At 36.2% G+C, this 19,363-nt stretch carries 13 protein-coding genes; 6 read left to right on the top strand and 7 right to left on the bottom strand.

What is annotated here, in order from left to right:
* Position 1: 1 nt before the first annotated feature.
* The 7 genes from A0O34_RS05045 to A0O34_RS05015 all read right to left on the bottom strand — a co-directional run bounded on the left by A0O34_RS05045 (position 2) and on the right by A0O34_RS05015 (position 11,620).
* Entirely contained in the window at positions 2–847 is an 846-nt protein-coding gene (locus tag A0O34_RS05045) for a rhamnogalacturonan acetylesterase (protein ID WP_066752038.1), read from the bottom strand.
* Positions 848–979: 132 nt separating this feature from the next.
* Positions 980–2,623 (bottom strand): glycoside hydrolase family 43 protein, encoded by a 1,644-nt coding sequence (locus A0O34_RS05040; RefSeq protein WP_066752035.1) that lies wholly within the window; start codon positions 2,621–2,623, stop codon positions 980–982.
* Between the two features lie 260 nt (positions 2,624–2,883).
* Positions 2,884–4,140, bottom strand: coding sequence for a glycoside hydrolase family 88/105 protein (locus tag A0O34_RS05035; RefSeq protein ID WP_066752032.1), 1,257 nt, complete (start codon positions 4,138–4,140; stop codon positions 2,884–2,886).
* Between the two features lie 60 nt (positions 4,141–4,200).
* Positions 4,201–5,616, bottom strand: a complete 1,416-nt coding sequence (locus A0O34_RS05030; RefSeq protein WP_066752029.1) for a pectate lyase family protein — start codon at positions 5,614–5,616, stop codon at positions 4,201–4,203.
* Between the two features lie 39 nt (positions 5,617–5,655).
* Positions 5,656–6,678 (bottom strand): pectinesterase family protein, encoded by a 1,023-nt coding sequence (locus A0O34_RS05025; protein WP_066752027.1) that lies wholly within the window; start codon positions 6,676–6,678, stop codon positions 5,656–5,658.
* A 93-nt stretch (positions 6,679–6,771) separates the two neighbouring features.
* Complete coding sequence (locus A0O34_RS05020; RefSeq protein ID WP_066752024.1) at positions 6,772–8,586, bottom strand: RagB/SusD family nutrient uptake outer membrane protein; 1,815 nt, start codon at positions 8,584–8,586, stop codon at positions 6,772–6,774.
* A gap of 13 nt (positions 8,587–8,599) precedes the next feature.
* Positions 8,600–11,620 (bottom strand): SusC/RagA family TonB-linked outer membrane protein, encoded by a 3,021-nt coding sequence (locus A0O34_RS05015; RefSeq protein ID WP_066752022.1) that lies wholly within the window; start codon positions 11,618–11,620, stop codon positions 8,600–8,602.
* A gap of 892 nt (positions 11,621–12,512) precedes the next feature.
* Between A0O34_RS05015 and kduI the strand changes: the two genes are divergently transcribed.
* From kduI to A0O34_RS04985, 6 genes are all read left to right on the top strand, one after another.
* The gene (kduI, locus tag A0O34_RS05010; RefSeq protein WP_066752020.1) at positions 12,513–13,349 is read left to right on the top strand and encodes a 5-dehydro-4-deoxy-D-glucuronate isomerase; all 837 of its coding nucleotides are present in this window, start codon (positions 12,513–12,515) and stop codon (positions 13,347–13,349) included.
* An 8-nt stretch (positions 13,350–13,357) separates the two neighbouring features.
* Positions 13,358–14,140 (top strand): gluconate 5-dehydrogenase, encoded by a 783-nt coding sequence (locus tag A0O34_RS05005; protein ID WP_066752018.1) that lies wholly within the window; start codon positions 13,358–13,360, stop codon positions 14,138–14,140.
* Between the two features lie 18 nt (positions 14,141–14,158).
* Positions 14,159–15,556 (top strand): glucuronate isomerase, encoded by a 1,398-nt coding sequence (gene uxaC / locus A0O34_RS05000; RefSeq protein WP_066752016.1) that lies wholly within the window; start codon positions 14,159–14,161, stop codon positions 15,554–15,556.
* Between the two features lie 332 nt (positions 15,557–15,888).
* Positions 15,889–16,896, top strand: a complete 1,008-nt coding sequence (locus A0O34_RS04995; protein ID WP_066752014.1) for a sugar kinase — start codon at positions 15,889–15,891, stop codon at positions 16,894–16,896.
* A 105-nt stretch (positions 16,897–17,001) separates the two neighbouring features.
* A complete protein-coding gene (locus tag A0O34_RS04990) occupies positions 17,002–17,667 on the top strand; it encodes a beta/alpha barrel domain-containing protein (protein ID WP_066752011.1) in 666 nt (221 codons plus the stop codon).
* 15 nt (positions 17,668–17,682) lie between these two features.
* Positions 17,683–19,212, top strand: a complete 1,530-nt coding sequence (locus A0O34_RS04985; RefSeq protein WP_066752008.1) for an MFS transporter — start codon at positions 17,683–17,685, stop codon at positions 19,210–19,212.
* Positions 19,213–19,363 lie beyond the last annotated feature (151 nt).

Genomic DNA, 19,363 nt, shown 5'->3' with positions numbered 1-19,363 from the left:
TTTATTTTTTTTGAGTTTTAATTACTTTTTTAAATTCTTGATAAACAATTGACGCCACTGCTTTTGCACCTTCAGGCTGAAAATGAGTGTTATCTTTTTGCCCTTTCGGATAGGCTTCATAAACATTCTCCGGAAGATTCATGAAATAATGATTTGTAGTAAAATCCTGTCCTTTTTTTGTAAAATATTCCATTGATAATTTGTTTAAATCAATGTAGGGAACATTCATTTCTTTGGCGATATCAATTGGAGCCTGGGCGTATTCTCCGTGTACATTTTCTAATTTTCCGTCTTTCCAAGGATAATTTCTTGCAACTGGAGTTAATATGATAGGGTTTCCACCTTTTTGTCTTGCTTGAGTTACAAATAGCCTTAAAAATTCTTTATAACCTTCAATATTTACATAACGTTCTGTATGTTTTTCTGAGCCGTCATTATGACCAAATTGCATGATGACATAATCGTTTGGCTGCAAATTTTCATACACATATCTCCATCTTCCTTCCTGAAAAAATGTTCTTGTACTTCTTCCGCCGTGAGCTCTGTCGATCACTTCGACAGAATCTGTTGTAATGGCTGGTTTTAGAGAAACTAAACTGTCTTTCACAAAAAACGGCTGAAAAACCTGTCCCCAACCTGTAATTGGATAACGGACTTTCATATAGTCTTTTCCGGGCTCGTAATTTCCCGTATAGTCTGCCATTGTGGAGTCTCCGATGAGGTAGATGTGCGTAACTTTTTTATTGTGTTTTACCGTTGACTTTTGACTATGAGTTTGTGCTTGGCATGCTGATAAAAGCAAAACAACGAATAAAAATGAAACGATCTTGTATATTTTTTTTGTCATTGATTTATTTCAAAATTTTTCTCCCACAGATTATACAGATTTTCACAGATGTTTATGTAATATTTTTTATTTATAAGTTTTAAAAGCTATGCGCAATCACCTGTGAAAATCTGTGTAATCTGCGGGAAACAATTAATTTTTAGTAATTCTAAACCAATCAAAATCCGCATATCCTCCGCGAGGTGCTTTGGTTGTGCTTACGCTGTATAAACCAACTTTAGCTCCAATCCATTTTCCTGGTTTTGCTTGGAAAACGTCACCTACTTTTGTGAAATTTTTCCCGTTTTCGCTGTAGCTGAATTGGCACAAACCTTTTGGCTCGTTCACGTTTACTTTTAAATAAGCTTCGTTTCCTTTTAATTTGGTTTCAAATAAAACCTTTTCTTCACCGCCTTTGTCAGCTTTTTCGGCTCTTTTTAATTGTAAATAAGATCCGTCGGGTTTATTGGTAATTACAATTGATTCATGATCTAATCCCATCACTAAAAGTCCTGCGGTTTTTCCTTCTTTGGCATCTTCTGGAGTTAATTTAACCTTTGTGGAAGCTGCAAAGTTTGGAGCTGGGAATTTTTGGGTTAATAAATTCGGGACATTCCAAAGGTTTTTTTCGCCTTCAGGAACTTTCATTGAGAATAATCTTAAAAATTTTTGTCCAGGAAGTTTGGATGACCAAACGATATTTTCGTTCGCGCTCCATTGCCATTGAATTCCTAATTTCTCACCATCAAATTCATCTGTTTCTGGCGGAGTAACGATAGGGTAGGATTGCCCGACGTTTGGTTTTTTATAGGTTAAAACCGGTTCGCCGATTCCATTTTTATTATTATCGATTCCGATGACAGGCCAGTCTTTTTCCCACTTCATCGGCTGTAAGTGAACGATTCTTCCACCTGCATCTACATCCTGAAAATGGTAAAACCAATCTTCTCCCGAAGGCGTATCTACCCAAGCTCCCTGATGAGGTCCGTTGATTTTTGTTGAACCTTGTTCCAGCACAACTTTCTCTTCATAAGGACCGTAAATATTTTTTGATCTTAACACCAATTGCCAACCTGTAGCAACGCCGCCGGCGGGAGCAAAAATGTAGTAATAGCCGTTTCTTTTATACATTTTAGGACCTTCAACGGTTGGATGTGCATCGTGACCGTCGAAAACATGAATACCTTTATCCAAGACTTTTGTTCCTTCAGGATTCATTTTATTAAGACTTAAAATACTTTTCACTCCAGCACGGCTTCCCGCCCAACCATGAACCAAATAAGCTTGTCCATCTTCGTCCCAAAACGGACAAGAATCAATCAGTCCTTTACCTTCCATCACCAAAACAGGTTTTTCCCAAACTCCCAACGGGTCTTTGGTTTTAATCATATAAATTCCGAAATCGGGATCGCCCCAATAAATATAGAATTCACCTTTATGAAATCTAATACTCGGCGCCCAAACTCCGTCACCTCTTTTTGGGGTAGAAAAATGTTCGCTTGGAAGAACATCCGGAAGTGCGTAATTCACTAATTTCCAGTTCACCATATCTTTTGAATGAAGAATGGGCAATCCCGGCGCTTCATTGAAACTCGAAGCCGTCATATAATAATCGTCACCGACACGAATTGCGTCTGGATCGGAATAGTCTGCATACAAAACAGGATTTCTGAAATTTTTTCCCTGATCTGAAGTCCAAACTTCGGATACGTAATTCTTTTCCTGTGCGTTCAAATAATTTGATGCAATAGAAAAAACTGTGATTGAAAGTATATTTAAAATGTTTTTTGTCTTCATAAATCAGATTTTAGATCTGTTTTAATTTTAACGCAAAGAGCGCAAAGATTTTCTTTTTAAACTTGATGTATATTTTTAAGTTAGCAAAGGCGTTTCACTCAGCAAAGGCTAATTGTTTAAAATTTTTCACCATTAAGGTTTTATTAAGGAAGTTTAGTATAGTTAAGTTGAGCTTCGCTTTAAGTAATTAACTTAATAAGATCTTAGATTTTAACCTTAATGAATCTTAACTTCTTAATTTTCCTTAATGGTTTAAAGTATTATTTTTCAAATTCTATACTCGCCAAGATAAATGGTCCTGTTCCTTTTGCATCGTTGGAACGGATTTCTTCATTTACATAATATTCGTAAGAACCATCTCTGTAAGGTTTTCCTCCTAATCCTGCGACTGCACAGCATTTATTTAAATTAACTACACCATTTTCGTCTACAGAAATAAGATTTTTGATGATTCCGTCATAGCCTTTTTTGGCAGCAGTTTTATAAGATTTTGGAAGATAACCGTTGTTGACAGATTTAATGATCGTGTAGACAAACATTGATGATGCGGTAGCTTCCGTGTAATTTCCTTTTTCTCCTGCTTTATCCAAAACCTGATACCAAAGTCCGTTTTCTTTATCCTGAACTTTTATTATGGCGTCTGTGTAAGATTTTAAGTAAGAAATTAATTTTGCTCTTCCAGGATGGTCTTTCGGTAAATAATCTAAGACGTCTACCATTGCCATTCCGTACCAACCCATTGCTCTTCCCCAAAAATTTGGAGAAACTCCGGTTTCTTTGTTTGCCCAAGCCTGCTCTTTGCTTTCGTCCCAAGCGTGATACAGCAATCCTGTTTTTTTGTCTACCAAATGTTTTTGAATTAAATCAAACTGCAAAACAACATCATCATAAGCTTTTGTTGCTTCTGCACCTTTTGCAAAATCTTTGGTGTAATGAGCGTAAAATGGTTGTCCCATGTATAAACCATCCAGCCACATTTGACTTGGATAGATCTTTTTGTGCCAGAAACCGCCTTCCGATGTTCTTGGCTGTCCATCAATCTGAGAACGAAGCATTTTCAACGCTTTTAGATACTTTTCTTTTTTCTCTTTTTCGTAAAGATAAAGAAGTACATTTCCGCTGTTTAGAAGGTCGATGTTATATTTATCTAACTCGTAGGTAAGGATGCTACCATCTTCTTTGACCAGTTTTTCTCCAAAGTCACTGATATAATTGTAATATTCTTTTTTGCCTGTTTTTGCATAAACCTGTTCAGCTCCATCTAAAACAATTGCTGATGGATAGGTCCATTTTGGACTTTTACTGAAATCAAGCATCCACGATTCCGGGAAACGGTTCATTTCGGAAAGTAGCATTCTTTCAGACCATTTCAAATTGGTTGGAACTATTTTTCCTGATTTTGAATTTTCTGTTGCAGGTCTTGATGCTACAGATTTAGTTTGAGCGCATGCAAGGAACATTCCTGAACCTAAAATTGCGACTGCGTATGCTTTTATTTTATTATTTATGAAATTCATGATTTTAAACTTTAAAGTTGATTATTTTTTACCGGATTTAACAAAGAGTTTTCATGGTTATTAGAATTGTCTTTCGGTTATTTTTTTAACTATGTCATTAAAATACACTTCAATATTATCGTAGTTTTTATCTAAATCTCTTCCGTTGGCGTTGGCCACTTTTGGATTTAATTGATGCTTAATTTCCCATTCATCAGGCATTCCGTCGTTGTCTGAATCGGGTAGAGGCGTTCCTTGTTTCAGGTTTGGAAATCCGCCGACATCTTTTTGAGAATCAATGATTCCGTTGGTACTTCCTTTTGAACCTTTATAAGTGAAACTTCCGTTTTTGACATCTTTCAAAACATGTAAATCCACTGCATCTCTCACCAAACTTGCACCACCGATCTGTAAAATTTTCTCGTAAGCTTCTTTTGCAGACTGTGTTTTTACATTATTCTGAATATCGTGGGGCTGGTTGATTTTTATAGCATTTTTATCTTTATCCGTCAAGTTGTAAGATGGCTTCATCTGACTGAAAACTCCTTCCGTCCAATTGTCTTGTGTGACTTCAGGATTTCCTTCCACAACATTTCCGTTGATGTAATATTTCCCCCAGACGTTGTAAACTTCGGTTTCCGGTTTTTCATTTTTATCGATAGCAACAATTCGTTGTTTTGTCATTGTTGCAGGGCCGGGTTTATAGTAATTATTGATGATATTCACATTCATTCCTTCACCTCCGTAAACATTGTTGTGTCCCCAATTGTAAATGACATTATTTCTAAAATCGGTCAGGTCGGTCAGGGCAAATTTACTTCCTGCATATTCTCCCAATCTCGGATTTCTGCTGTCGTGATGAGCGTAAATATTATGATGAAAAGAGGCAAATTTTCCGCCTGCAATTCCACCGTATCCGTGAGCGCCTTTTTGGTGAGCAGAATTTCTCAGACTTTCTGCAATTACGCACCATTGAAGTGTTGTATTTTCGTTGACATAAATGGAAACTGTCTCGTCTGTTGACCAACTCATCGAGCAGTGATCAACGATTAGATTTTTGATAAATCTTGCGCCCAAGGCATCCCCTTCAAAATTTTTCTGATCACCCATTCTGAATCGCATGTAACGTATAACCACATTGTCTGCGCCAACGAAAGTTTCGTAATTGGCAACGGTAATTCCGTCTCCGGGAGCGGTTTGTCCGGCAATGGTAACGTCGCCTTCTTTTATTTTTAATGGAGATTCTAAATAGATCGTTCCGCTTGTTTTAAAAGTAATATATCTCGCACCTTTTTGGTCTAAAGCATATCTCAAAGTCCCTTCTGAACCGTCATCTGTCAATTTCGTTACAAAATACACCTTTCCGCCACGTCCGCCGGTTGTGTATCTCCCGAAACCTTCAGCGTCTGGAAAACTCAACACCTCCTGAGCATTCGCCCAGGTAGAAATGCCGCATAAAATTCCTAATGTGAATAGTTTTGTGAAGTGGTTTTTCATGATTGAAAATCTTTGGTGTTTTTGATGATGAGGTTTAAATTATTTTAAACTTTTTTTCGTGTTCCAGTTGTCTTTTCCTTTGAGAATATTTTCTGTAGTGTATTTTTTTCTTCCTTCTTTGGTTAATTGGTGTGACCAAGAAACTCTTTTAGAGATATTTGCTCCTGTTCCTTTAGAATTAGATTCTGCATAGAAAGTTGTTTTTTCTGCATCAGGTTTGCTCCAGTTGTGCCAACCTTCTGGTTTTATGGTTGAATTGATTTCGCAATCGATGTAAACTGTTTTGGCAAAAGGTCGCCAAGGTCTTCCTAAATAGACTGAATTTTCTTTAGCATTTCCGATAATTTTAGATTTAATAAAAACAAATCCAAACTCGTTTTCCTGTGGAGTAGAAGCTGCTGTGACGTAACTTGCTGTTTCTTTAGAGTAAATTGTACAGTCTTCAAAAACGGCAGTTCCGGCTCCGAAGATATAGTCGGTTGTACCTTCGATATAACAGTTTTTGAAATAATTTCTTGAAGGTTTTGTTTTATCCGTTAAATCCTGAGCTCCTTTTAAATATAAAGTGTCTTGATTTCCTAAGAATTTACAGTTTTCAAAAATGATTCTGTCGCCTGCAGTCAAGACAGCAACTGCTTGTCCAACTCTTCCTGAGCTGTTTTCAAACGAAATATTTTTTGCTATAAAATCGTTTGAATAAATAAAAATAGTAGAAGAACCTGTTGTTCCGATATCTTTTCCTTCCGAATTCTTTTTTGAAGCAAAATCGTCGTAAGTGATGATTGTGTTTTCAGGATTTTCTCCTTCCATCAAAATCGCTCCTTTCGTATCTGGAATTGTAATTTTTTCTTTGTAAACTCCTGCTTTAATTAAAATTTTTGTTCTTGCTGAAGTTCCGTTTTCGACCGCGTCAACGGCTTGTTGTATTGTGGTGAAGTTGCCTTTTCCGTCTTTCGAAACCACGATTGTTTTATCATTAGCTTTGAAAGAAAGAAGACTTAAAATTAATACAGAAAAAACAGAAAACAGAATAAAATTTTTATGAAAAGTGGAAGCTTTCATTGAATTTGATTTTGGATTTTTTTAAAAATACAGACTTAGCTCTTGTTACGGAGTAAGTCTGTATCTAACTTGATATGAATGTATTTTTATCTCCTAGTAACCATAATCCTGCGTAAGATTGTAGTTAGATTGGATGATGTCGCTATAAATAGGCAATAATTCTCTCTTGTTTGGCTGGAAATACTGCGCAAAACCTTTTACCGGATCACTAATGTAAGTTGGTAAAACAGCTGCTCTCCATGCAATTTTTGTATAGCCTGTAGGCGTCGCATCTTGTGAGGCCATATAAAATACCTGAGATTTGTCCCCACCAGTATAGTAGATATCGATGTCGTTGATATTTTGCTGTGCAGACTTTGTAGGATCGTAAACCGATTTTTTAAAGTAAAGGTTTAGTGGAACGTTTGCATATTGACCAGTTCCGTTTGCGAAAGCTGTCAATTTTTGTCTTGTTTCCGTGATCTTGGTATCTAATAAATTCCAACGGATCAAGTCATATTTTCTGATTCCTTCAGAGCCCAATTCTAATAATCTTTCCTGTACAACGTAGTTGAAGAATCCTGTTTTATCAGTCGGGATTGTTCCTACCTGAGCTAAGTTTCCTGTATATGCTCTGTTTCTTACTGCTTTTACAGCATTGATTGCATCTGCAGAAGGCGCTCCATGAATTTCATTGTCAGCCTCAGCAAACATCAATAATACATCTGAAAAACGTAGCAAAGGCCAGTCTACCGCAAGGTTTTGAGAAGGTCCTGTGATATTCGTCCAAGATTTTCTGTATTTTGAATCTGTGAAAGAAATTGCAGTAACCAATTCTGCCTGATTGGTATTATTTACTTTGAAAATTCCAACGTTGATGTCTCTTCTTAAATCATATTTAGTAAACTCATAGAAGTAAGTTGGAAGGGCATTGATACCGCCACCACCTTTCCAGTTGGAGTTGTCATCATGTTTTAGACCGTTGTAATACCCAATTTTACTGTCTGTTCTGGCGTTACCTCCAAAAGCTCCCACGCAGAAAATAATCTCGTTTGTAGTATCTTGAGAATTGCTGTGTAGAGCTTTGAAAACTGATTCATAACTAGGATTTAAGCTATGTTCTCCAGCATGATTCATGATGTCTTTACACTCGTCTAAAGCAATCTGATAATAAGTTTGAGGATTAGATCCCTGCGCCATTATTTGTGGACTTCTTCTTAAAGAATATCCTGCTCTTGCCATTGCAATTCTTGCTCTAAGACCTTTTACAAAACCTTTTGAAATTCTTGCGTTGGTTGTGCTTCCTTCTGATCTCCACGGAACTAATGCTGATGCTTGTGCAAGATCCGCAATCATTCTTTCGTAGATGATATCTCTATCTGTTTTCGGAAGATAAAGATCTGCCATATCTGCTGAAGGCTTATCCTGAAATGGTACGTCTCCCCAGTTTCTGATCAATTCATAATAGTATTGAGCTCTTAAGGTTAATGCTTCACCAAGATAGCGATCCATTAATTTTTTATCGGCATCAGAACCTGTTTTGTAAACCGGAGAAAGCGGAATGTTTTTAATACAAAGATTCGCTCTTTCTATTCCTGAATATAATTTTAAGAATGGTTTATTAAGTTCTGTATTGGTAGGACAAGATCCGAATGTCGCAATTCCTCTTCTGTCATTACAGTTGTAATCTCCTGAAGTTCTGAAATCGTCACTTGAGTGAGGATAAATTAATGCTAATCTTTGTCCATATCCGTCGTCACCTGCCAATTGGCTGTAAACCCCTACCAAAGCGGAAAATGTATCTGATGTACTGTCGAACTGTTGCGCTTCTGCCACACTTGAATAATTTTCTGCTTCCAGATAATCATTACATGAAGTCAGTGTAGTTAAAGAAAGGATGCAACTTAAAATAATTATTGTCTTTTTCATGTTTAAGTTTTAATTAAAAGGTTATATCAACACCTGTTAAAATAAATCTGCTTCTAGGATAGGCAGCGTAGTCTACACCTGGAGTTAAAGGATTTTTTCTTGTACTCGCTTCAGGATCGTAACCTTTGTAACCTGTGATGGTAAATAGATTATTAACCGTAGCATACAATCTGAAATTCTTGATACCAAGGCTTTCTAATGAGTTTTTTGGTAGGCTGTATCCTATCGTTACATTGTTTAATCTTAAGAAAGATCCATCTTCAATGGCATAAGAATGTAGAATGTAACTTCCCTGTGGAGGTGTCCACATTGTTGTATTGGCATTCAAAGCAGCTAGGGCAGTAGGGTCGTTAACTTTAACACCGTTATTGTCAAACCATCTCCATCTGTCTGCAACTTCCGCTGCCATGTTGTTGTCTCTGTATAAATATTGAGTGGTAAACTCTACTTTATTGGCATTGTACACTTTATTTCCAACAGAGAAATTAAAGAATAAGCTCATATCCCAGTTTCTGTATCTGAAAGTCTGGCTGAAACCTCCGAAAAATTTCGGCTGAGCGCTTCCTAATTCTGTCTGGTCAGATGCTGTGATCTGTCCGTCACCGTTAAGGTCTCTTAATTTAAGATCTCCCGGCTGGATTGGTTTTGAACCATTAGCCACTGCACTGCTGCTCGCAACTCCTGCCTTTAAAGTATAGGCTTGTGTTGCAGTATTATAATCAAAATCACTGATCTCGTATCTACCTTCTGTAACGTAACCGTAGTAAGTTCCTACCGGATTTCCAACTTTAGCAACAAAATCAAATAAATTGTTTACCCATCCTGAAGGTACAAGATATTGAGTACTGTTTGGCCCGTTACCGGCACCCAAACTTTTAATAACATTTCTGTTCGCAGAGATATTAAAATCAGTCTTCCAAGTGAAATTTTCTTTGTTTACGATAATACCTCCTAATGAAACTTCAACTCCTTTATTCTGAGTTTTTCCTGAATTTTGGAATTGAGACTCATAACCCGAAGTCTGTGGAATTTTAGCTAAAACCAAAAGGTCTTTTGTATCTGTAATATATCCGTCTACACTACCGTATAATCTTCCGTTGAAAAATCCGAAATCAATCCCTAAGTTTTTAGAAACCGTAGCTTCCCATTTAATATTAGGATTTGCTAAAACATTTCCGGTAGTCGCTCCAGGCGTGACACCGCTTCCGAATGTGTATCCAAAGTCTGTAGATGTAGTAAAGAATGTATTGTATAAATAAGGTGTAATTCTATTATTTCCGGCTAAACCATATCCAAAACGAAGTTTAAGTTCATCCAGCCATTCTTTGTTTTTAAGGAATTTTTCTTCCTTTATTTTCCATGCTACTGAAACTGCAGGAAATGTTCCCCATCTGTTTTCGTAGTCAAAAATATTCGAAGCATCTGATCTAACGGAAGCCGTTATGATATACTTGTTATCATAAATATAATTGACTCTACCAAAGAAAGAAGCTAATCTGTCCGGAGGTAATGCGCTCGTTCTTGGTGCATCCTGAATCATTCCTGATGGAGGACTTGCAGCCTGAATATTAGCAAATGCCTCGTTAGGAAGAATAGAAACCGGAAGCCATTTTGTGTAAGTACTCGATACTTCACCATCGGTCTGTACCGTTTCCTGACCCAATAATAAATCAAGTTTATGATTTCCGAATTTCTTTGTGTAATTTAAAGTATTCGTATTGGTAATTCTTCTCGTTTGATTCCTTGTTAATTGTACAATTGGTTGATTGTTATTGGCTCTGGCATCACTTGTAATAGTTCCCCAAAACTGATTCACAAAATTATCTTTCTGTACATACCCTACAACACTTCTGAAAGTTAAGTCTTTCGTAATATTATAGTTTAAATAAGCATTTAATAACAAGTCATTGGTTCTTGCGTCCTTTATTTCATTGTCATTCAACAATAAAGGATTAACCAAATTGGTGTTTGTTGCGTAGTTAGGATCAAAATCATCGATAGGAACATTACTTCCTCCTTCAAATGGTTGATATCTTACCGCATTTCTCAGTCTGTTTGTTCCTTGAGAACCTGTAGCAGAAGTTCCTGCTCCGGAAATTAACTGTCGGCTGTATCTTGCATTGAATCCAACTTTTAATTTTTTAGAAACATCATAATCATATTTAAAGTTGGCCATACTTCTTCTGAAACCAGAATTTAGCATGATACCGTCTTCTTCAACATGATTTAATGTTAATGAGAATGCAGATTTATCAGATCCTCCTGTTAAGCTTAAATTATGCGTAAAGTTGAAAGCTTCTTGTCCGAAAAGTTCATTTTGCCAATCTCTTTCTTTAATATTCTGATATTTGGTAGCAAGTTGATCATAGGTTCCATATCTTGTATTAAAGGCTGTAATATCTTCAGCTACACCGTTTTTGTTGTAAAGTTCATACTGATACATTACAAATTCATAAGGATCTAAAACAGGAATCGTATTCGTGATTTTTCTAACCCCTGTGTAACCGCTGTAGTTAATCGTTGTAACCGCTTTTTTGCGTCCTCCTTTTGTTGTAATTATCACAACCCCGTTTGCACCTCTGGATCCGTAGATAGAAGTGGAAGCAGCGTCTTTTAATACCTCAATTGATTCAATTTCTTTCGGCGAAATGATGGATAGTGCATTATCCATCTGAATTCCGTCTACGATATATAAGGGTGCGTTACTCTGTGTGATAGAAGTACCACCTCTTACTTTAATTTCAACTTCTGCACCGGGCGAGCCCTCACTTGCAGTAATCTGTACACCGGCAATTCTACCCTGGATGGCTTCTGCAGCACTATTCACAGGCATATCCTTTACAGCTTCGGCTTTTACAGAACCAACAGCGTTGGTAACGTCTTTTTTAGAAACTCTGGAATATCCTACCAAAACCACTTCGTCGATTTTAGTTTCTTTTTCTGCTTTCGTTTCTTTTTCTTGAGCCATTGCAAGGACAGGAAGAAGAAAGACAGTTAAATATAACCACTTTACTGATTGTACTCTTTTATCCATTATTGTATCCTTATAGTTTTAATTCTTTGGTTGAAAGTTTTTTTTCAAGCTTTGTTGCTTTTGTTTTGTGGATTTAGTAAGTATTCTATTCTTTTTAGTGATTAAAATTTTTAAAAATTATACGCTTTATTCAAGTGCAATCGATTGCGTAATTTTTCGTTATAAAATATCTTGGCTCCTAAACTAATATTATTTTCCATTACACAAAGAAAAAAATATTATTTTTTCATTAATTTGATTGTTTAAGTTGTTAAATTTAACAGAACATTTGTTCGTTAGTTTGTTTTAATTAGTTGATAATTAAATATTTATTATTAAATTAAATAATATTGAAATATTTTTAAAATACATGAAATTTTTTGCTGTTTAATAATCAAAAACTTAAAATTTACTTAAAAAATGCCTGTTTTTTTGTCTTAAAAATTCCCAAAATTGATACTCAAACTCAAAATTCCACCTGTTTTCCTGATTTTTGTCATCTTTTTAGGTTGATATTTTTAACCGTTTTTCTTTAATACTAAGGATTAAACTTAATACACATCATATGTATAGAGAAATGAAGTTATTATTAACGATTTTGTAATTCTGGTTTTGCTGCTTTATTTTGGCATGATTTTATTTAAAATTAAAGGTTAGGATTAACTTTTGGTTAATTTTTAACCTTGAAATTCCATAAAATATTCTTTATTTTTTTTAAAATTTAAAAATTATTAATCTGTTTTTCAGGTATTTGTAAATTAAAATTAATTTTTTGTTAACTAATTAAAGAATAATTATATATTTATCCCAACAGTAATTCTATCAAATTTTAGTGTAATTTTATGCAATCGATTACGCAAAGTTTAACAGGTTTGAGAAAACCGTAAAAGAAAAAGTATAAAAATCAAGTAGTATGACACAATCAGAATTTCGTTACGCCCACCATCCAGAAGATGCAAAAAAGTATACCACTGAAGATCTTAGGAGGGAGTTTCTAATCAATGATTTATTTAATGAAGATAAGATAAAATTAGTCTACTCTATGTACGACAGGCTGATTGTAGGAGGTATAATGCCTTCAACACAAGCCTTAAAACTGGAACCAACAGACGATTTGAAAGCTCAACATTTCCTTGATAGGAGAGAGCTAGGAATCATCAACGTAGGCGGTGCCGGAAAAGTAACAGTAGACGGTGAAGTATATGAGCTTGCCAACAAGGAAGCTTTATATATTGGTAAAGGAGCAAAAGAAGTAGTTTTTGAAAAATCTGGTGATGCACAACCTTATTTTTACATCAATTCAGCTCCTGCACATCACACTTATCCGACAAAGAAAATCACAAAAAACGAAGCCGAAATTGTAGAATTAGGTGAAGAGAAATACGCCAACAAGCGTACGATCAACAAACTGATTGTAAATTCTGTTCTTGAAACGTGTCAATTACAAATGGGAATGACAGAACTTCACCCGGGAAGTGTTTGGAATACAATGCCTTCACATACTCACACAAGAAGAATGGAAGCTTATTTCTATTTCGATTTGGAAGAAGGTCAGACAATCAGTCATTTCTTAGGACAGCCTCAGGAAACGCGTCATATTTTTATGCAAAATCGTCAAGCTGTGCTATCTCCGGAATGGTCTATCCACTCGGGAGTAGGAACTTCTAATTATACTTTTATCTGGGGTATGGCCGGCGAAAACATGGACTACGGCGATATGGACGGTATCAAAACTAACGAACTAAAGTAATTTTTCTAATGAATTTATTTGATTTATCCGGTAAAGTAGCCGTTGTAACGGGTGGTACTCACGGATTAGGAATGGCAATGGCAGAAGGTCTTGCTGCTGCAGGTGCTGAACTGGCGATCACAAGCACAACGCCGTCAAAATTAGAGGAAGCTTTAAACTATTATCACGATAAAGGGTACAAAGCAACCGGATATCTTTTTGATGTGACGGACGAATTGGAAGCCGCTCAGAAAGTAGCTCTTATGGAAGCTACCCATGGAAAAATAGACATCCTTGTCAACAACGCAGGAATCATCAAACGTGTTCCCGCTATTGAGATGGAGGTAGAAGACTTTAGAAAAGTAATCGATGTGGATCTTACAGGACCTTTTATCATGTCGAAATTAATCGGCAAACATATGATTAAAAGAAGATCGGGAAAGATCATCAACATCTGTTCGATGATGAGTGAGCTGGGCCGTGACAATGTAGTCGCTTATGCTTCTGCAAAAGGCGGTCTTAAAATGCTTACCAAAAATCTGGCGACAGAATGGGCAAAACACAATATTCAGGTGAACGGAATCGGCCCCGGATATTTTGCAACTTCTCAGACAGAACCAATCCGAGTGGATGGACATCCTTTTAACGATTTTATCATTAGTAGAACTCCGGAAGGAAGATGGGGAAACCCCGAAGACCTTGCTGGAACGGCTATTTTCCTTGCTTCGGACGCAAGCAGATTCATCAACGGTCAGATTATTTACGTTGATGGAGGAATTTTGGCAACTATCGGGAAACCGGCTAATGAGTAACAACAGAATTAGATTAGAATGAAACCTTTTATTACAGATAATTTTTTATTACAAAATAAATACGCTGAAGAATTATACTTCAAGTATGCAGAAAAGCAACCCATCATTGATTATCATAATCACTTGATTCCTAAAGATATTGCAGAAGACACTATTTTCGAAAATATTTCAAAGGTTTGGATTGCAGGCGACCATTACAAATGGAGAGCGATGCGTACAATGGGCGTGAACGAAAAATTCATCACGGGAGATGCTTCAGATAAAGAAAAATTTGAAGCTTGGGCAAAAACGGTTCCTTATACATTAAGAAATCCTTTGTATCACTGGACGCATTTAGAACTAAAAAGATATTTCGGAATTGATGAATTATTAAATGCAGACAACGCATCTGAAATTTACGAAAACATCACCGCTCAGCTTCAGACTCGTGAAAAATCGACAAGAGGTTTATTAAAAATGATGAATGTAGAATCTCTGTGCACAACAGAAGATCCTACAGATCTATTGAATTATCATCAGGATTTGGCGAAAAGTGACTTCTCTATTAAAGTGAGTACCGCTTTCCGTCCTGATAAAGCGATTTTAATTGAAAACCACAACTTTGCAGATTATATTTCAAAATTAGGCGAATCTGCCGGAATTGAAATTAATTCTTATCAAACATTGTGTGATGCTTTACTAAAAAGAATCGAATATTTCCACGAAAACGGATGCAGACTTTGCGACCACGGATTGAACAATATTTCTTTCGAAGAATTTACAGAAGCAGAAGTAAGCACGATTTTCAATGATAAAATCTCAGGAAAAGTAATCGCTGAAAAGCAGGTGAATCAATTCAAAACAGCAATTTTATTATTCTTAGGTGAGGCTTATCACAAATTTGGATGGGTTCAGCAGTTCCACTTGGGGGCATTGAGAAATAATAACGAAAGAATGCACAGAATTCTAGGTCCGGATACGGGTTGGGATTCTATTGGTGACTTCGTTCAGGCTGAAACTTTGTCTAAATTATTAAATACTTTAGATGGAAAAGATAAATTAACAAAGACAATTTTATATAATTTAAATCCTGCCGACAATGAGATTTTCGCGACAATGATAGGTAATTTTAATGACGGTAGCATCAAAGGAAAAGTACAGTTCGGTTCAGGATGGTGGTTCCTTGACCAGAAAGACGGAATGATCAAGCAGATGAACGCCCTTTCAAACATGGGATTGATCAGCTGTTTCGTCGGAATGTTGACGGATTCCAGAAGTTTCCTTTCTTACCCGAGACACGAGTATTTCAGAAGAGTATTGTGTAATCTTTTCGGTGAAGAGATGAAAAATGGTGAATTACCTGATGATATCGAACTGATCGGTAAGACGATTTCAGATATTTGTTATCATAATGCTAAAAATTATTTTGATTTTTAAAATTTGAGATAATATAATTGACACAATTTTAAACCATTAAGTAGAATTAAGAAGTTAAGTTTAATTAAGAAAAACCAAATTGATTTTAAATAATCTTAAGGCAAAGCCCAACTTAACTTTTCTAAACTCCTTAAATAAAATCTTAATGGTTAAAAAATAAATATCTGTAATAAGAAGTCTTTGAGACCTTAGCTAAGTGAAATCGAAGATTCGAGATAGTCAAACGCCTTTGCGAACTTAAAAACAGTTAGTAGTCAAAAAAATCTTTGCGCACTTTGTGTTTAAATAAAAAAAGATATTTTAAAAATTTAAGTAGATCATTAATTAAAAAAATGAGCAACAAAATAGTCACATTCGGAGAAGTCATTATGCGACTTTCGCCACCCGGAAACAGAACGATGAAGCAAAGCCACGAAATGGAATTTTTTTTCGGCGGAACAGAGCTTAATGTAGCATCTTCATTGGCAACAATGGGTTGTGACGTAAGACATATCAGCAGTGTTTCTGATGATTTTGTGGGGGAATCAGCGGTTTCTTTCATCAAAAGTTTTGAAATTGACACGACTTTCATCAACAAAAATGAACATCCTTTAGGGTTGTATTTTTTGGAAGTTGGTTCGTCAGTTCGTGCGAGCAGAATCGCTTACAATAGATTAAATGGTTCTTTCGCAAACATTAAATCTGAACAAATTGACTGGAAAAAAGCCCTTGAAGGCTGTAAATATTTCCATTGGACTGGCATTAGCCCCGGAATTTCGAAAGCGGCTTATGAAAGTTTGAAAGAAGGTTTACAAACTGCCCGTGAACTGGGAATTGAAGTTACTTCAGACCCGGCTTACCGCTCAAACCTTTGGAAATACGGCAAAAACGGAAACGAAGTTTTAAAAGAATTGGTTTCATATTCAACGATTTTCATAGGTGGAGTGAATGAAATTAATGAAATTCTCGGAACTCAGTTTTCATCAGATAAAGGAGGTTTCATTGAAGCCTGTAAAAAATTAAAACTACAAATTCCTTCTATTCATAAGATTTTCGACAAGATAAGAATTGGCGTTACAGCAAGTTCTCAGCAAACGCAGGGAAGAGCTTTGGTCGGTGGAAATTATTTTGAAACCGAACTTTTAGAAGTGAACCCTGTAGTCGACAGAATCGGTACAGGTGATGCTTTTGCAGCAGGTTTGATTTATGGTTTAATTAATTTCGATGACGAAAAAGCATTAAAATTTGCCAATGCAGCCTGTGCTATAAAACATACCATTTTAGGTGACATTAATTACAGCAGCGCAGAAGATATTCTGGAAGTAATGAACGGAGATTCAGGAGGAAGAATAAAAAGATAAAATCAACTGCGAATTCACAAGGGAGTCCCGAAGGGACGACTTAATACAGAATAGGATAAAATCCTATTAACTATCAACAAAATAATTTTTAATAAAAAATTAAAAATGACAAAAATTCAATCAGTTACAAATACGATCATCAACCAAGGAGTTTTACCTCTGTATTATAATGCTGATGAAACGGTAACTCTGGAAATACTGAGAGCACTTTACAAGGCAGGAATCCGTGCGGTAGAATATACGAGCCGTGGTGAAGCTGCGTTGAGTAATTTTACAAAAATGGTAGAAATCCGTAACGCAGAAATGCCGGAAATGCTTTTGGGAATCGGAACAATAAAGAATGTACAACAAGCTGAAGAATATTTCAATGTAGGTGCAGATTTCTTTATCAGTCCGGGTTTTGTGGCAGAAGTAGCAGAATTTTTAATTCCAAAAGATTTACTGTACAGTCCGGGTTGCATGACTCCGACAGAAATTATCGAAGCTGAAAATTCGGGAGTAAATTTCGTTAAATTATTTCCTGGAAATTCTTTAGGAACCGGATTTATGAGTGCCATTAAAGATGTTTTCCCAAATCTGAAATTCATGCCGACGGGTGGAGTAGATACGACAAAAGAGAGTATCGAAAGCTGGTTCAAAGCTGGTGTTTCTGCAGTAGGAATGGGAAGCAAATTGGTAAGCAAAGAATTGATGCTTGCTAAAGACTATACAACCATAGAAAACGAAACAAAAAAAGTACTGGAAATTATTCAGACTTTAAACAATAACTAAATTCTGAATATTAATATGAGTTCAGTTAAATCTCTTAAACCGACTACCTACAGATGGACGATATGTCTTCTGCTATTTCTCGCTACTACGATCAATTATTTGGATCGTCAGGTGTTGTCATTAACGTGGAAAGATTTTATCGCACCCGAATTTCACTGGAATAACAACGATTACGGAAACATCACTGCATTATTTTCTATATTTTATGCGGTAGGAATGCTTTTCGCAGGAAAGTTTGTGGATTGGATGGATACTAAAAAAGGTTTTCTTTGGGCAATCGGTATTTGGTCTATTGGTGCAGTTTTGCATGCATTTTGTGGAATTGCAACTTCAGGAATTCTTACCGGAAACTGGGCAGCTGGTTTTCATGGTTCGAAAGAATTGATTGGTACGGTTTCCAATACATCCGCGATCATCAGTACGAGTGTTACACTGTTCATTTTTGCACGTTTCGTATTGGCAATTGGTGAAGCAGGAAATTTCCCGGCAGCGATCAAAACTACGGCGGAATATTTCCCTAAAAAAGACAGAGCATTTTCTACAAGTATCTGGAATGCAGGAGCAACAGTCGGAGCTTTGGCAGCACCGCTTACGATCCCTTTTATTGCAAAATCAATGGGTTGGGAATGGGCATTTATCATTATTGGTGCTTTAGGATTTGTATGGATGGGACTTTGGGTATTTGTTTACAAAAAACCGCATTTACACAAGAGAGTTAACGAACATGAATTAACGTATATCAATCAGGATCAGGACGATCTTCCTAATGAAGATACTTCTGTTCCGGAAAAAGTATTTACATTCAAAGAATGTTTCAGCTACAGACAGACTTGGGCGTTTGCATTTGGAAAATTTATGACAGACGGCGTTTGGTGGTTCTTTTTATTCTGGACACCGGCTTATTTAAGTTCAGTGTACGGGATGGATTCCACACAAAGTGCATTACCATTATTCGTTCTTTATATGATCACTTTATTGTCGATCATCGGTGGTTGGCTTCCAAAATATTTTGTTGAAAAGAAAGGAATGAACGCTTACACAGGAAGAATGAAAGCGATGTTAATTTTCGCATTTTTCCCTTTGTTAGCACTTTTAGCACAACCATTAGGTACTGCAACGTATTGGATTCCTGTTTTAATTATCGGAATTGCTGGAGCAGCTCACCAGGCTTGGTCGGCAAATATTTTCTCGACGGTAGGAGATATGTTCCCGAAAAAAGCAATTGCAACAATCACTGGAATTGGCGGAATGGCAGGTGGAATCGGTTCGTTTATCATTAATAAATCTTCAGGAGTATTATTCGATCATGCCCATAAAGCTTGGTCAACAGTGGACGGAGTTCCTTTGTTGGAAAAATATCCTCAGTACATCAACGATCGTTTACCGGATGATTTCTTTGAGCAGTTAAAAAAGTCCGGAGCAGTAGTTTCAGATGGAATTGATAAAGGATATATGATCATTTTCTCAATCTGCGCAGTAGCCTATTTAATTGCATGGGTAGTGATGAAATCATTGGTTCCAAAATATAAAGTGATAAGTAAATAAATATATCCAGTCTAAACCTTCAAGGTTTGATTAAACAAAAAATAGATCCAAAGATTTTATAGCGGTCTTAGCTGAGTGAAACGCCCTTGCGAACGTAAAAATCAACCGCAATAATTGCAAAAAATCTTTGCGCTCTTTGCGTTAAAAAAAT

Source organism: Chryseobacterium glaciei (genome assembly GCF_001648155.1).
Taxonomy (GTDB): domain Bacteria; phylum Bacteroidota; class Bacteroidia; order Flavobacteriales; family Weeksellaceae; genus Chryseobacterium; species Chryseobacterium glaciei.
Note: the sequence above shows the minus strand (reverse complement) of the source record. Positions and strands in the feature narration are given on the sequence as shown.